This is a genomic window from Paucibacter sp. KCTC 42545 (genome assembly GCF_001477625.1).
Classification (GTDB): domain Bacteria; phylum Pseudomonadota; class Gammaproteobacteria; order Burkholderiales; family Burkholderiaceae_C; genus Paucibacter_A.
This window is the reverse complement of record NZ_CP013692.1, coordinates 43,939-57,795: the sequence shown is the minus strand read 5'-3', so window position 1 is coordinate 57,795 and position 13,857 is coordinate 43,939. Positions and strand designations below refer to the sequence as shown.

Here is a 13,857-nt window from a genome sequence, read left to right as displayed (position 1 = left end):
GCGCTGTTACCACTGCGTGGGCAAGCCGAGCAGCGCGGCAGCGGCACGCGCCGTGGCCTCGGCTTCGGCCGCCGTGGCGGCGGTGATGTTGAGGTGGCCCATCTTGCGCCCCGGCCGGGCCGAAGCCTTGCCGTACAGATGCAAATGTGTGCCGGGCAGCGCCAGCACTTGTGCCCAAGCGGGTGTGCGCGCCTGCCCTTGCTCTTTCCCTTGCCCATCGAACCACAGATCGCCCAGCAAATTCAACATCACGGTGGGCGAATGCAAACGCGGCTGATTCAGGGCCAAGCCGGCCATGGCGCGCACCTGCAAATCGAACTGCGACACATCGCAGGCGTTCATGGTGTAGTGGCCGGAGTTATGCGGGCGCGGCGCCATTTCGTTGACCACCAGGCTGCCGTCCTGCAACACAAAAAACTCCACGCACAGCACGCCCACATAGTTCAGCTCGGTGGCGATGCGCGCCGCAGCCGCCAGGGCCTGGGCGGCCAAGGCCTCGCTGACGGCGGGTGCCGGCACTTGCGTGACGGCCAGAATGCCGTCGCGGTGCAGGTTCTGCTGCACCGGGAACTGCACCACTTGGCCAGCCGCGTTGCGGGCGCTGATCACGCTCAGCTCCAGCGCCAGCGGCAGCATCTGCTCCAGCACGCAAGGCACTTGCTTCAGATCGGCCCAGCCAGCAATCAGCTCGGCGCGGTTGCGCACGCGGATCTGACCCTTGCCGTCATAGCCCATGCGGGCAGTTTTCAAAATGCCGGGCAGCAGCGCATCGCTCACTGCCGCTAGCTCGGCTTCATCGCGAATCTGCGCATAAGGGGCGCAAGCCACCCCGCTGGCCTGGAAGTGGGCCTTTTCGTCCGCACGGTCCTGGCAGATCGCGACGGCCGCGGCAGCGGGCGCCACGAAGCGGGTTTGCGCGAGTTGCTGAAGCGCTTGCGCGGGCACGTTCTCAAATTCGGTGGTGATGGCATCGCACTGCGCGGCCAGCTCGGTCAGGCCGGCGACATCCGCGTAGTCGGCGCAAATATGTTGATGGGCCACCAGGCCGGCCGGGCTTTCGGCATCGGGGTCCAGCACGACGGTGCGGTAACCCAGGGCCTGGGCCGCGTGCACAAACATGCGACCCAACTGGCCGCCACCCATCACGCCCAGGGTGGCTTGACCCGGCAACTTGGCGGCTTGCATCAGACCAGATCCTGCGTCATCGCCTTGGCGACTTCGGTCTGGCGCACGCGGTAGGCCTGCAGCTTGTCGCGCAGGGCTGCATCGTGGTTGGCCAGCATGGCCACGGCGAACAACGCCGCATTGGCCGCACCGGCGGTGCCGATGGCAAAGGTGGCAACCGGGATGCCCTTGGGCATTTGCACGATGGAATGCAGCGAATCCACGCCTTGCAGATGGCGGCTGGCCACCGGCACGCCCAGCACCGGCACCACCGTCTTGGCGGCCAGCATGCCCGGCAGATGGGCTGCACCGCCGGCGCCAGCGATGATGGCTTGCAAGCCCCGGCCGGTAGCGGCTTCGGCATAAGCAAACATCTCGTCAGGCATGCGGTGCGCACTGACCACCTGGGCCTCGAAGGCGATGCCGAACTCGGCGAGAATGTCGGCGGCCTGCTTCATGGTGTCCCAGTCACTGCTGGAACCCATCACCACGCCAACCAAAGGAGATGCTGCACTCATTGGAAAATCCGCTCAATTGAACAGCCCAGGCGCTACACCTTGCAAGGGCTGGAAAACCTTGAATTGTAGGCGGGTGCCGCCACTTGCCCTGCACGCACTGCCGCATTTACAAACCTTGACGCCAGCAAGACGCCGTCATTCGCCACCACCCGTCACCGCTCACCACTGCCCACCACTGCCAGCCATGATCGATATCACCCTCCAGAATTTTGAAGCCGAGCTGATTCAGGGTTCGATGCAGCAACCCGTTTTGCTGGACATCTGGGCGCCCTGGTGCGGCCCCTGCAAGAGCCTTGGACCCGTGCTGGAGAAGCTGGAAGTGGCTTATGCCGGCCGCTTCACTCTGGCCAAGCTCAATGCCGACGAAGTGCCCGAGATCGCCTCGCAGCTGAGCAAGATGTTTGGCGTCAAGAGCATTCCCTTTTGCGTGATGTTTGTCGGCGGCCAGCCGGTGGACGGCTTTGTAGGCGCCGTGCCTGAAGCCGATATCCGCGAATTCCTCGACAAACACGTGCCCAGCGGCGAAGCCCTGGAAGCCCAGGAAGAACTGGCCGCAGCCGAAGAACTGCTGGCCGAGGGCGATGTGAGCTCAGCCCTGCAAAAGCTGCAAGCCGCGGTCGAAACCGACCCCAGCAATGAAGTGGCCCGCTTCGACTTGATCAAGGCCCTGCTGGAACAGGGCGAGTTGCCCGCTGCCCAAGAAGCCTTCGCCCCGGTGGCTGCGCAGGCGGCCGACACCATCATCCGCCACGCCCGCTTTGCCGCCCTGGGCCATTGGCTGGCGGCTTGCGAGCGCGCTGCAGCAGGCATCAACGCCACCGAGTTGCAGGCAGCGATCGCCAGCAATAAGCGCGATTTCGACGCCCGCTTCGCCTTGGCCCAAGGCCTGCTGGCCGGCCATGACTTCACTGGCGCGATGGACGAACTATTGGAAATCATCATGCGCGACAAGGCCTGGAACAACGGCCTGGCCCGCATCACCTATGTGGCAATTCTGGAGTTGATGACCAAGCCCGCCCCTAAGGCCACAGCCGCCAAAGCAGGCGCTGACGCGAAGGGCACGCTGGAGTTGGCCGGCCACACCGTGTTACCGCCCAGCGACCCGGTGCTGGACCAGTACCGCCGCAAGCTGAGCATGGCCTTGAATTGAGGCCGAAAGCGCCGGCCTGATGTCGGTGCGGCTGGCGCCACCAGTTTCGCCCGGACGACGCTGAGGGTGGCCGTCGGGCCACCCCAAACCCAGCTTCAGCGCGGCTGCATCCCTGCCGCAGCCAGCGCTTGACCCCAAGCGGCTTGCTGGCTCGCAAACTCCGCCCACTCGGCCGCGGCCGATTTGGCGTGGCGCTCGGCATTGGCGGCATCGCCCAAGGCGGCGTAGATCTGCGCCAGCCGGCTGTAAGTGATGGCGCGATCGTCCACATCGCAATGCGGGTCCAACTCCAGCTCGGCTTCCTGGGCTTGGCGCAAGCCTTGTTCGGCCTGCCCGGTGTTGACCCTGCACCAGGCCAAATCGGCCAGCAAGCTGCTGCCCAAACGCGAGAGGCCTGCGGCCATGGCTTGCGGCAAATGCGCCTCGAAGAGCGAGCGCGCTTGCGCAAAATCGCCCTCCACGGTGAGGATCTGTGCGCGCAGCACGGGCGTCAGATCCGGCATCACCGAGCCACCCACAACGGCGTCGAAATGGCTGACCGAATCCGCCCCCAGCAAGAGGCCTGAATTCGCCACCGCGCTGGCGGAGAACTGGCTCAGCAAGGAGTCACGCCGGGCCTGCGCGGTACGCATTTCGGCCATGTTGTACATCAGGGCGGAGATCGCGGCATCGTCACCATCGGCCTGCGCATGCACCCGCGCCTTGGCAAACCAGCCGCGTGCGCCGGGCTCTTGACCGGCATACAAATGCGCCAAGCCCATCACCGTGCACAGGCGGTAGCGGGCAGCATGGTCATCGGGCGCGGCCGCCGCATCACAGGCCTGAGCAAACGCCACCATCTCGACTTGCTGATGCTGCACATACGCGATTTGCGCCAGCCAGGCAGCGCTCAAGGCCTGCAGCTGCGCCAGGTTTGCCGACTTGGCAATGGCGTAGGCATGCGCAATCTTTTCATGCGCGGCGACGCTGAAGTCGGTGTAATAACTCATCAGCCCTTCCGCGAAGTGCAGCCAGGCGCCGACCTCGGGATGGGGGTGCTGAAAGGCCAGCTGATGCAATTCGGTGAGTTGCTCGCGCGCCTCGGCCATATGACCGTGACGCGCCAGCACCAGCGCCCGCTGGGCCTTCAGGCAAGAGCTGGCTGCAAAATTCTTGGACGCGGCAATTTGCCCCTCCAGACGGAGCAGCAACCGGCTCTTGAGGCGTTTCATGCCTGAGTCAGGCGCTGCAGCGCTTCGCCGTATTTGGCGGCCGTGTTCTCAATCACTTCGGCCGGCAGGGCCGGTGCGGGCGCAACCTTGCCCCAGGGCTTGCCGTCCACCTGGGCTTGTTCCAACCAGTCACGCAGGAACTGCTTGTCGTAGCTGGGCGGGTTGCGGCCCACGGCATAGCTTTCGGCCGGCCAGTAGCGCGAGGAGTCGGGCGTCAGCACCTCGTCCATCAGCGTCAGCGTGCCCTCGGCATCCAGGCCGAATTCGAACTTGGTGTCGGCAATGATGATGCCCTTGCTCAGCGCGAAATCAGCGGCGCGCTGGTAGAGCTGGATGGAGATGTCGCGCACGCGCTCGGCCAGGTCCTTGCCGATGATCTCGACGCAGCGCTCGAAATTGATGTTCTCGTCGTGATCACCCATCTCGGCCTTGGTGGCGGGGGTGAAGATGGGCGCGGGCAGCTTGCTGGCGTTTTGCAGACCGGCCGGCAGCTTGACGCCGCAGACTTCGCCGTTTTGCTTGTACTCGGCCCAGCCGCTGCCGGCCAAGTAGCCGCGCACCACTGCCTCGATGGGCAGGGGCTTGAGGCGCTTGACCAGCATGGAGCGGTCGCGCACCTGCGCCTTGTCGGCCTCGCTCACCACCGACAGTGGGTCATCGCCGGTCAAATGATTGGGCACGATGCCGTCCAGCTTGGCGAACCAGAACAAGGCCATTTGCGTCAGCAGCGCGCCCTTGCCGGGGATGGGCTCGCCCATGATGACGTCGTAGGCCGAGATGCGGTCGCTGGCCACCATCAGGATGCGATCCTCACCGACCGCATAGTTTTCGCGCACCTTGCCGCGGGCGATCAGGGGCAAGGAGGTCAGCGAGGAATTCAACAGTGCAGCGGTCATGGCAAGGAGAGAGGCAGGCAAATGAAGTCACTGATTTTAAGGACAAAAGGCATGAAAAAAGCCCACCGACGCGAGGCTCGGCGGGCTTCCGACGTGAATGCGCCGGCTTACTGCACGACTTGGTTCAACTCGCCACGGGCGTAGGCCGCGGCCACATCGATAAGGCTGCGTGCCTTGATCTTGCCGGCTTGGCCTTCGCAGCCGAACTCTTGATAACGCTGCTTGCACACCAGCTTGGCGGCTTCGCGAGCGGGCTTGAGCCATTCGCGAGCGTCGAACTTATCGGGGTTCTCAACCAGGAACTGGCGCACCGCGCCGGTCATGGCCAGGCGGATATCGGTGTCGATATTGATCTTGCGCACGCCGAACTTGATGGCTTCTTGGATCTCTTCCACCGGCACGCCGTAAGTCTCTTTCATCGCGCCGCCGTATTTGCGGATCTGTTCCAGCAACTCTTGCGGCACGCTGGACGAGCCGTGCATGACCAAGTGGGTGTTGGGGATGCGGGCGTGGATTTCCTTGACGCGCGAGATCGCCAGGATGTCGCCGGTGGGCTTGCGGGTGAATTTGTAAGCGCCGTGGCTGGTGCCGATGGCGATGGCCAGAGCGTCCAGGCCGGTGGCCTTGACGAATTGAGCGGCCTCTTCGGGGTCGGTCAACATCTGGCTGTGGTCGAGCTTGCCGACGGCGCCGATGCCGTCTTCCTCACCCGCTTCGCCGGTTTCCAGCGAACCCAGGCAGCCCAGCTCGCCTTCGACGGTGACGCCGACCTTGTGCGCCAGGGCAACGACCTGGCGGGTCACGTCGATGTTGTAGTCAAAGCTGGCGGGCGTCTTGCCGTCGGCCATCAAGGAGCCATCCATCATCACCGAGCTAAAGCCCAGGTCGATGGCGCCCTGGCAGATCGCCGGGGTTTGACCGTGATCTTGGTGCATCACCAGAGGGATGTGCGGGAAGGATTCGACAGCGGCCTGAATCAGGTGCTTGATGAAGGCTTCACCGGCGTACTTGCGTGCGCCAGCCGAGGCTTGCAGGATCACCGGCGCACCGACTTCGTCGGCCGCGGCCATGACGGCCTGCACTTGTTCGAGGTTGTTGACGTTGAAGGCGGGGATGCCGTAGCCATGCTCAGCAGCATGGTCCAGCAGTTGACGCATTGAAACGAGAGCCATGATGAGAAGTTCTCCGGGAGTTTGAAATCTGGTGTTCTTGAATCAAACGCTGCTCAGAACGGACTCGCACATCAACCTCATGCTCCGCCTGTAACCGCGCTGTAACTTCGGGCGATTCTAGCGGTGCGCCATGACGGCTCCGCCGAACTCAGCTCGGCACAGCGTAGTCGCGATCCGTCATCAGGTCGATCCCGCAAGACAAGGTCTCGACCCAGGTGATGAACTCCTGCACCGCCGCGCCGCGCAACGGCGCGCCGTGCTGGGGCACGATCATCTTGATGGGCAGGCCGCGCACCATCTGCACCCAGTGGCGCAACACCTTGTTGGAAACCATGTACCGCCGATGGAAGGCCTCCATGCGCGGGATGTGCTCCGCCAGCGAGGTGATGGCTGTTTGCGCCGCACTCGCCCCCACCATGGACGCGCCCAGATCGCCGGAAAACAGGATGCGGCTGACCGGGTCAAAGAACTGGAAATTGCCTTCGGAGTGCAGGAAATGCGCCGGCAAGGCAATCAGCTCGCTGCTGCCCAGGGGAATGCGCATGCCCAGGTCGGGAATGCCCACGATGCGCCCGGTGGTCTTGCCGGCCTTGCAGAAGTGCGGGACGAAGCGCTCCCAAATCTTCGAGATATAGAGCTTGGCGTCGGTGGTTGCCGTCATCCATCGGTCCAGCGAGGCGATGATGTCGGGGTCGGCATGCGAGGCAAGAATGGCCGAGAGCTTGTGCGGCGCGAAATGCCGGGTCATGGACAGGTACAGCTCGCCGTAGGCCAGATTGCCACCCGGGTCGATGATGGCGCCGGTGCCGGCGTCGATGACCAGGAACTGGTTGGACTGCACCGCCTCGCCCCCCTCCACGCAGAGGTCGGTAAACATCAGGCAGATATGCCCGTTCTGATTGAAGAGTTCGATTGGCATGTCGGCGTGACTCGGTGTAACTGGGGGCACAAGAAGGCGCCCAATGTAGCGGCCGCTAGGCCTAGTCGGTTTGACAAAAGGCAAGCCAAAGCCAGGGCGACGATCGCCTAGCGACCCGGCATGCGCCAAGGCTGACGGGCGAATTCAGCGCATCTTTGCCAGCAGGGCCCGGCACATTCATGCACACTGGCGGCGCCAACCACTGGGGCGAACTGCTATGCCGATTCGACTTTCCATCGATCAACTCACGCTGTGGATCACCGCAGCCGCCAACGAGCATTCACTCGACCTGGCCAGTCATATCGAAGACCGCACCGGCGCCAGCCGCCGCGCCAGCCTGGCCGCGCTGCGCCGCTTGGTGAATGCCGGCTGGCTCGCCCGCAGCGGCAGCGACCGCCATCCCGTTTATTCGCCCGGCGTGCTGCGCCAAGTGGCGCGCTCCTACACCTTGCACGGCCTGCAGGAAGACCTGCCCTGGCAGCGCGACTTCGCACCGCATTTCGCCCTGCCCCCCAGCGTGGCACGGATGATTCGGCATGGCTTCACCGAACTGGTCAACAACGCCGCCGACCACAGCGGCGGCAGCAGCGTGACGGTGTCACTGCGCCAAACACCCAGCCATGTGCAGTTGCTGGTCTCGGATGATGGCTGTGGCGTGTTCGCCAATATCTGCCGCGCCTTCGGCATCGAGGACGCGCAACACGCCATGCTGGAGCTGAGCAAAGGCCGCTTGACCAGTCAGCCCGAGCAGCACACCGGCCGCGGCCTGTTCTTCAGCTCACAGCTGGCCGATGTGTTCGACATCCACGCAAACAACACCGCCTTTCAGCGCCGCGCCTGGGAGTCCGCCGGCTGGCAGCCGGGCCGCCCCATGCCGCGCCAGGGCAGCTCCATTTACATGGCGATTGCGCTGGACACCCAGCGCACGCTGGATCAGGTGCTGGAAGCCTGGAGCATGGACGGCAGCGGCATTGAGTTCGACCAGACCGTCATCGCCCTGCGCCTGTTGGCCGGGCCGGGCCAGGCCCTGGACTCACGCGCCCAAGCGCGCCGGGTGGCCGCGCGACTGCCGCAATTCAAACGGGCCGAGATCAACTTCGACGGCGTCAGCGATGTGGGCCACGGATTCACGGACGAGTTGTTCCGCGTCTTCGCACGCGCCCACCCGCAAGTGGAGCTGCTGCCCACCCATATGACGGCGCGCACGGCGGCCTTGATCAAGAGCGCGCAGAGCGCATAAAGCGCCAAAGAGCGCTGAACCCGTCTGAGTCAACTCAGGCAGGCCACCCGCCGGCTCAAGCGACCCGGCAAACCTTGAGCATATTCGTGCCGCCGGGATAGCCCATGGGCTCGCCGCAGGTGATGGCATAGGTGTCGCCGGGCATCAGCACGCCCTTGTCGACGAGGATCTTCTCGGCCGCAGCCAGGGCGGTGTCGCGATCCTCAAACTTGGGCATCAGCAGGGGCTGGACATTGCGGTACAGCGTCATCTTGCGCTGGCTGATGGCCGTGGTAGTAAGCGCAAAAATCGGCACCTGAATGCGGTGGCGGCTCATCCACAGCGCGGTCGATCCCGACTCGGTCAGCGCCAGAATCGCTTTGCAGCCCAGGTGATGGGCGGTGAACAGCGCGCCCATGGCGATCGACTGGTCGATGCGGGCAAACTGGCGGCCGGCAAAGTCGGTGTCCAGGGTGACGAATTCGGCGCGTTCGGCTTCCAGGGCGATGGCGGCCATCTGCTCAATGGTCTCGACCGGGAACTTGCCCGCAGCGGTCTCGGCGCTGAGCATCACCGCATCGGTGCCGTCCAGCACCGCATTGGCCACATCGCTGACCTCGGCGCGGGTGGGCACCGGGTTGACGATCATGGACTCCATCATCTGCGTGGCGGTGATGGCCACCTTGTCCAGCTCACGCGCCAGCTTGATCATGCGCTTTTGCAGGGCCGGCACGGCGGCATTGCCCACTTCCACCGCCAAGTCGCCACGCGCCACCATGATGCCGTCGCTGGCGCGCAGAATGGCTTCCAGATGCGGGATGGCTTCGTAGCGCTCGATCTTGGCAATCATGCCCGGCTTGTGGCGATAGGGCTCACCGGCCACATTGGCCAGTTGGCGCGCCATCTCCATATCGGTGGCGTTCTTGGGGAAGCTCACCGCCAAGTATTCGCACTGGAAGCTCATCGCGGTCTTGATGTCTTCCATGTCCTTGCCGGTCAGGGCCGGCGCGGTCAGGCCACCGCCCTGCTTGTTGATGCCTTTGTTATTGCTCAGCTCACCACCTTGCTTGACGATGGTGTGCACGGCCGCGCCACGCACTGCCTCCACCGTCAGCACCAGCAGGCCGTCGTTGAGCAGCAAGGTGTCGCCGGGCTTCACATCGCGGGGCAGCTCTTTGTAATCGAGGCCCACCACATCGTCATTGCCCAGCTCGGTGCGATCAGCATCGAGGATGAAGGGGCGGCCGTTGATCAGCTCGATCTTGCCGTTCTCGAATTTGCCGACGCGGATCTTGGGGCCTTGCAGGTCGGCCATGATGGCCACCGACTTGCCGGCGGCAGCGGCCACCTCGCGCACCATGCGGGCGCGGTCGATATGGTCTTGCGCCTTGCCATGCGAGAAGTTCAGCCGCACCACGTCGACGCCGGCGCGGATCATGCGCTCCAAGACCTCGGGCGACGAGGAGGCGGGGCCGAGGGTGGCAACGATCTTGGTGGCACGGGACATGGCAGGCTCTCGCTGAAATAAAGTTACAAGCGAGTGATTATGGAGCGCAAATCGGCGGAAAGTCGATTACAGCGGGTTACCAATGCAGGACCCGTGCCCGAAGCGCCGCGGGCCCGAAACGACAAAGGCCCGGCAATGCCGGGCCTTTGATTTCATTCCGGATTCAAGCGCTGGCTTCAGCGCTCAATCCCCCTCATTTCGCGCCGCGCAAGGCCAGCACATCGGCCACCGCCAGCGCCGTCATATTGACGATGCGGCGCACCGTGGCCGAAGGCGTCAGGATGTGCACCGGCGCCGCCGCGCCCAGCAAGATGGGGCCCACCGTCACGCCGTGGCTGCTGCTGATCTTCAGCACATTGAACAAGATGTTGGCGGCATCCAGCGAGGGCAACACCAGCAGATTGGCCGCGCCTTTGAGGCGGCTGTCGGGCAAGAAGGTCGCGCGCACCGAGGCGGACAAGGCCGCGTCGCCATGCATCTCGCCGTCCGCCTCGATCTCGGGGTGGGCGGCGGCGAACAGCTCGTAGGCCTGGCGCATCTTCAGCGCCGAAGGCCGCTTGCTGGAGCCGAACATGGAATGCGAGACGAAAGCCAGCTTGGGCGGCAGGCCGAAGCGCTGCACCTCGTCGGCGGCCATGGCGGCGATTTCGGCCAGCTGCTCGGCATCGGGCGCATCGTTGACGAAGGTGTCGGTGATGAACAGGGTGTGCTGCTCCAGCATCAAGGCATTCATGGTGGCGAAGCTCTTGGCACCGGCGCGCAGGCCGATCAGGTCGCGCACATGATCCAGATGCGAGTCATAGCGCCCCACCATGCCGCAAATCATCGCGTCGGCATCGCCCAGCTTGATAGCCAAGGCGCCAATGGTGGTGGCCGAGCGGCGCACCGCCGCCTTGGCCATATCGGGGGTCACGCCTTGCCGGCCCAGCGCCTGGTGATAGGCCTCCCAGTACTGGCGGAAGCGGCTGTCGTTTTCGGGGTCGATGATGGCCACGTCCACGCCCAGCTTAAGGCGCAAGCCCGCCCGCGCAATGCGCGACTGAATCACCTCCGGCCGGCCGATCAGCGTGGGCTTGACGATGCCTTCATCCAGCGCCACTTGCACGGCGCGCAGCACCCGCTCGTCTTCGCCCTCGGCGTAGATCACGCGTGCGGGATTGGCCTTGGCCGCTGTGAACACCGGGCGCATGAACATGCCGGTCTGGTAGACAAAGCGCTCCAGCGACTGGCGATAAGCCTCCAGATCCTTGATCGGCCGCGCGGCGACGCCCGACTCTTCCGCCGCCTTGGCCACGGCCGGGGCAATGCGCAGGATCAAGCGCGCATCGAAGGGCTTGGGGATCAGGTAGTCGGGGCCGAAAGCCAGCTCTTCGCCGGCGTAGGCGGCCGCCACTTCATCGCTGGTCTCGGCCTTGGCCAGGGCGGCGATCTCGCGCACGCAAGCCAGCTTCATTTCCTCGGTGATCTTGCTGGCGCCGCAGTCCAGTGCGCCACGGAAGATGTAGGGGAAGCACAGGACGTTGTTGACCTGGTTGGGATAGTCCGAGCGGCCGGTGGCCATGATGCAGTCCGGCCGCACAGCCTTGGCCAGCTCGGGGCGGATCTCGGGCTCGGGGTTGGCCAGGGCCAGAATGATGGGCTTAGGCGCCATGGTCACCACCATCTCCTGCGTGAGCACGCCGGCGGCCGAGCAACCCAGGAACACATCGGCACCATCGACCACATCGGCCAGCGTGCGCTTGGCCGTGACCTGGCAGTAGCGCTGCTTGCTCTCGTCGAGCTTACCGGCCTTGGCGTCTTCTCGCTGATCCTGGATCACGCCCTTGGAGTCGCAGACAAAAATGTTCTCGCGCTTGACGCCCAGACCCACCATCAGGTCCAGGCAAGCCGTGGCCGCGGCACCCGCGCCCGACACCGCCAGCTTGACGGTCGCAATGTCCTTGCCCACCAGTTCCAGGCCGTTGAGCAGGGCGGCACTGGAGATGATGGCCGTGCCGTGTTGGTCGTCGTGGAAGACAGGGATGTTCATGCGCTCTTTGAGCTTCTTCTCAATGTAGAAGCACTCGGGCGCCTTGATGTCTTCCAAATTGATGCCGCCCAGGGTGGGCTCCATAGCGGCAATCATGTCCACCAGCTTGTCGGGGTCACGCTCGGCCAACTCGATGTCGAACACATCAATGCCAGCAAATTTCTTGAACAAGCAGCCCTTGCCTTCCATCACCGGCTTGGAGGCCAGCGGGCCGATATCCCCCAGTCCCAGCACGGCCGTGCCGTTGGTGATGACGGCGACCAGATTGGCGCGCGAGGTGTAGTCAGCCGCCAGCGAGGGGTCTTCCTCGATGGCCAGGCAGGCATAGGCCACACCGGGCGAATAGGCCAACGACAGATCGCGCTGATTCGACAAGGCCTTGGTGGGCGTGACCGCGATCTTGCCGCGCGTCGGCGCACGGTGATAGTCCAGCGCGGCCTCGCGCAAGGCCGCTTCGGCCGGGGACAAGGTCTTGGTGTTCTTGCTGGTGATGTCGGTCATCGCGTCTCTTTCGTTGTGTGGCTTGCCGCTCGATGGACTCAAGCGCCAAAAACAGGTGCCCGAATTTACCTCGGCGCGCGGGCCGACTTGATGCGCAGACCACGTAGTCCCATGCAATCAATCTATAACCTTGGCCAGCGCGGGGCTGCCCTGCCAAGCATTCGATCGCGCGCGCAAGCGTTCAATCGGGCGCTGTGCCCCGCTCCGCCACCTTGAGCTGCACCCGATTGCGCCCCTGCTGCTTGGACTGATACATGGCCGCGTCAGCCGCTTTCAGCGCGGCCTCCATCGCTTGCGCCCCATCGGCCTGCGCCACGCCGAAGCTGCTGGTCAGCGTCAATCCGGCCGGCCAGCTGGCTTGCTCGATGCATTGGCGCAAGCGCTCGGCCACCATCATGGCCTCGCCCGCCACGGTCTGCGGCATCAGCAGCAGAAACTCCTCACCGCCCCAACGCGCCAGCAAGTCCTCGCGCTGCACATTGGCCTGCAAGAGCTGGGCAAACTGCTGGAGCACCGCATCACCCACATCGTGGCCATGCGCATCATTGATCTGCTTGAAATGGTCAATGTCGACAAACACCACGGTCAGAGGGAAGAACAACTCCTCCTGCGCCTGAGTCAGCAGGGCCACATCATGCTGCAGGCCGCGGCGATTGCGCAGGCCGGTCAGGGGGTCGTGATGGGCTTTGGCTTCGAAATCCTGTGAGCGCGCCTTGAGCTTGGCGTTCGCCTGCTGCAACTCGTTCTTGCGCCGCAGCAGCTGGCCCAGGGTCTTGCGCGAGCGGCGCCAGTCCCACAGCAAATAGGCCGTGATGACCAGCATCCAGGCGCCGATCACACCCAGGCGGAAGGTGGCAGGTGCCACCCAAACGCCGCGGAACTCGGCCGCCTCCAGCTCGATGGTGTGACTGCCGGGCGGCACCGCGCCGCCGGTGGTCAGGCTCAGCAGCTTGACCTGGTTTAACTCCGGCCCCGAATCCTTCAGCGGTTGCGGATGCGCTTGCACCCACCACGAGGCCACCATGAAGCGGCGCAGTTCCACATCGACCGGCATGCGCTCCTTGCTGGCGTCGAACACCAGCTCATGCGGCTTCAAGTCGGCCAAAGCGCCGCTGCGGGCATAGGCGGCATCGGCATTGCGTAGAAAAACGCGCAACTCATGCCGCTCACCGGGCCCGCTGACGCGCACCCACAAACGCATACGGTCAAAGTCGCTCAGATCAACATTGGATCCGTCGGCGGCCAAGGGCAATTGCAAATCACAAAAAGGGCCACTCGTAGCCGGGGCGGATCTCGCAAGCCAGCACCAGCCGGCCCTCGCGCACCTCAAGCCGCGCGCTGCTGCGGCCGCCTACTCCGCGATCGTCCACCGCCTTGGCCAACTGCGCATGGCTGCGCGCATCCACGCGCAGGGTGCGGCTCATCCAATGCTCGTTCGCGTAAAGCGCCAGCAAGGTCAAGGCCAGCAAGAGCAGAAGCAGACGGCGCAGCAGCAAAAGGCATAACTCCTGAATCAGGTGGGTGGCCGAGCGCCCTGCCCGACCACCTAACAGCCTAGCCCACGCGAGCGC

Annotated in this window: 12 protein-coding genes; 2 read left to right on the top strand and 10 right to left on the bottom strand. The window is 64.4% G+C overall.

Translation table 11 applies throughout. The annotated features are described in order from the left end of the window. Nucleotides 1-6: 6 nt before the first annotated feature. Nucleotides 7-1,185: a 5-(carboxyamino)imidazole ribonucleotide synthase gene (locus AT984_RS00285; protein WP_058718406.1), complete on the bottom strand. Its 1,179-nt coding sequence runs from the start codon at nt 1,183-1,185 to the stop codon at nt 7-9. Continuing rightward, nucleotides 1,185-1,682 carry a 5-(carboxyamino)imidazole ribonucleotide mutase gene (gene purE, locus AT984_RS00280; protein WP_058718405.1) on the bottom strand — a complete coding sequence of 166 codons (498 nt, stop codon included), beginning with the start codon at nt 1,680-1,682 and terminating at the stop codon, nt 1,185-1,187. The genes AT984_RS00285 and purE overlap by 1 nt, the downstream gene beginning before the upstream one ends. A gap of 184 nt (nt 1,683-1,866) precedes the next feature. On the opposite strand from purE, the gene AT984_RS00275 reads away from it, so the two are divergent. Beyond that, a complete protein-coding gene (locus AT984_RS00275) occupies nt 1,867-2,832 on the top strand; it encodes a tetratricopeptide repeat protein (RefSeq protein ID WP_058718404.1) in 966 nt (321 codons plus the stop codon). A gap of 95 nt (nt 2,833-2,927) precedes the next feature. Here AT984_RS00275 and AT984_RS00270 read toward each other — a convergent pair whose 3' ends face one another. From AT984_RS00270 to AT984_RS00255, 4 genes are all read right to left on the bottom strand, one after another. Next, nucleotides 2,928-4,043 carry a hypothetical protein gene (locus tag AT984_RS00270; protein WP_058718403.1) on the bottom strand — a complete coding sequence of 372 codons (1,116 nt, stop codon included), beginning with the start codon at nt 4,041-4,043 and terminating at the stop codon, nt 2,928-2,930. After that, nucleotides 4,040-4,939, bottom strand: coding sequence for a phosphoribosylaminoimidazolesuccinocarboxamide synthase (locus AT984_RS00265; protein ID WP_058718402.1), 900 nt, complete (start codon nt 4,937-4,939; stop codon nt 4,040-4,042). Before AT984_RS00265 ends, AT984_RS00270 begins: the two co-directional genes overlap by 4 nt. Before the next feature lie 107 nt (nt 4,940-5,046). Further along, nucleotides 5,047-6,111, bottom strand: a complete 1,065-nt coding sequence (gene fba / locus AT984_RS00260) for a class II fructose-bisphosphate aldolase (RefSeq protein WP_058718401.1) — start codon at nt 6,109-6,111, stop codon at nt 5,047-5,049. Nucleotides 6,112-6,259: 148 nt separating this feature from the next. Then, nucleotides 6,260-7,030 carry an MBL fold metallo-hydrolase gene (locus AT984_RS00255; RefSeq protein ID WP_058718400.1) on the bottom strand — a complete coding sequence of 257 codons (771 nt, stop codon included), beginning with the start codon at nt 7,028-7,030 and terminating at the stop codon, nt 6,260-6,262. 217 nt (nt 7,031-7,247) lie between these two features. On the opposite strand from AT984_RS00255, the gene AT984_RS00250 reads away from it, so the two are divergent. Next, nucleotides 7,248-8,270 (top strand): ATP-binding protein, encoded by a 1,023-nt coding sequence (locus AT984_RS00250; protein WP_058718399.1) that lies wholly within the window; start codon nt 7,248-7,250, stop codon nt 8,268-8,270. A 55-nt stretch (nt 8,271-8,325) separates the two neighbouring features. Here AT984_RS00250 and pyk read toward each other — a convergent pair whose 3' ends face one another. The 4 genes from pyk to AT984_RS00230 all read right to left on the bottom strand — a co-directional run bounded on the left by pyk (nt 8,326) and on the right by AT984_RS00230 (nt 13,782). Further along, on the bottom strand, nt 8,326-9,756 hold the full coding sequence (gene pyk / locus AT984_RS00245) for a pyruvate kinase (RefSeq protein WP_058718398.1): 1,431 nt from the start codon (nt 9,754-9,756) through the stop codon (nt 8,326-8,328). A gap of 193 nt (nt 9,757-9,949) precedes the next feature. Further along, a complete protein-coding gene (locus AT984_RS00240; RefSeq protein WP_058718397.1) occupies nt 9,950-12,286 on the bottom strand; it encodes an NADP-dependent malic enzyme in 2,337 nt (778 codons plus the stop codon). A 181-nt stretch (nt 12,287-12,467) separates the two neighbouring features. Continuing rightward, a complete protein-coding gene (locus AT984_RS00235) occupies nt 12,468-13,532 on the bottom strand; it encodes a GGDEF domain-containing protein (RefSeq protein ID WP_156421830.1) in 1,065 nt (354 codons plus the stop codon). Nucleotides 13,533-13,545: 13 nt separating this feature from the next. After that, nucleotides 13,546-13,782 carry a hypothetical protein gene (locus AT984_RS00230; protein ID WP_058718395.1) on the bottom strand — a complete coding sequence of 79 codons (237 nt, stop codon included), beginning with the start codon at nt 13,780-13,782 and terminating at the stop codon, nt 13,546-13,548. Nucleotides 13,783-13,857: the final 75 nt, after the last annotated feature.

What these genes read in the sequence shown, in the direction of transcription:
- AT984_RS00285 (WP_058718406.1), bottom strand. Translation starts at nt 1,185, where the DNA reads ATGCAAGCCGCCAAGTTGCCGGGTCAAGCCACCCTGGGCGTGATGGGT.
- purE (WP_058718405.1), bottom strand. Translation starts at nt 1,682, where the DNA reads ATGAGTGCAGCATCTCCTTTGGTTGGCGTGGTGATGGGTTCCAGCAGT.
- AT984_RS00275 (WP_058718404.1), top strand. Translation starts at nt 1,867, where the DNA reads ATGATCGATATCACCCTCCAGAATTTTGAAGCCGAGCTGATTCAGGGT.
- AT984_RS00270 (WP_058718403.1), bottom strand. Translation starts at nt 4,043, where the DNA reads ATGAAACGCCTCAAGAGCCGGTTGCTGCTCCGTCTGGAGGGGCAAATT.
- AT984_RS00265 (WP_058718402.1), bottom strand. Translation starts at nt 4,939, where the DNA reads ATGACCGCTGCACTGTTGAATTCCTCGCTGACCTCCTTGCCCCTGATC.
- fba (WP_058718401.1), bottom strand. Translation starts at nt 6,111, where the DNA reads ATGGCTCTCGTTTCAATGCGTCAACTGCTGGACCATGCTGCTGAGCAT.
- AT984_RS00255 (WP_058718400.1), bottom strand. Translation starts at nt 7,030, where the DNA reads ATGCCAATCGAACTCTTCAATCAGAACGGGCATATCTGCCTGATGTTT.
- AT984_RS00250 (WP_058718399.1), top strand. Translation starts at nt 7,248, where the DNA reads ATGCCGATTCGACTTTCCATCGATCAACTCACGCTGTGGATCACCGCA.
- pyk (WP_058718398.1), bottom strand. Translation starts at nt 9,756, where the DNA reads ATGTCCCGTGCCACCAAGATCGTTGCCACCCTCGGCCCCGCCTCCTCG.
- AT984_RS00240 (WP_058718397.1), bottom strand. Translation starts at nt 12,286, where the DNA reads ATGACCGACATCACCAGCAAGAACACCAAGACCTTGTCCCCGGCCGAA.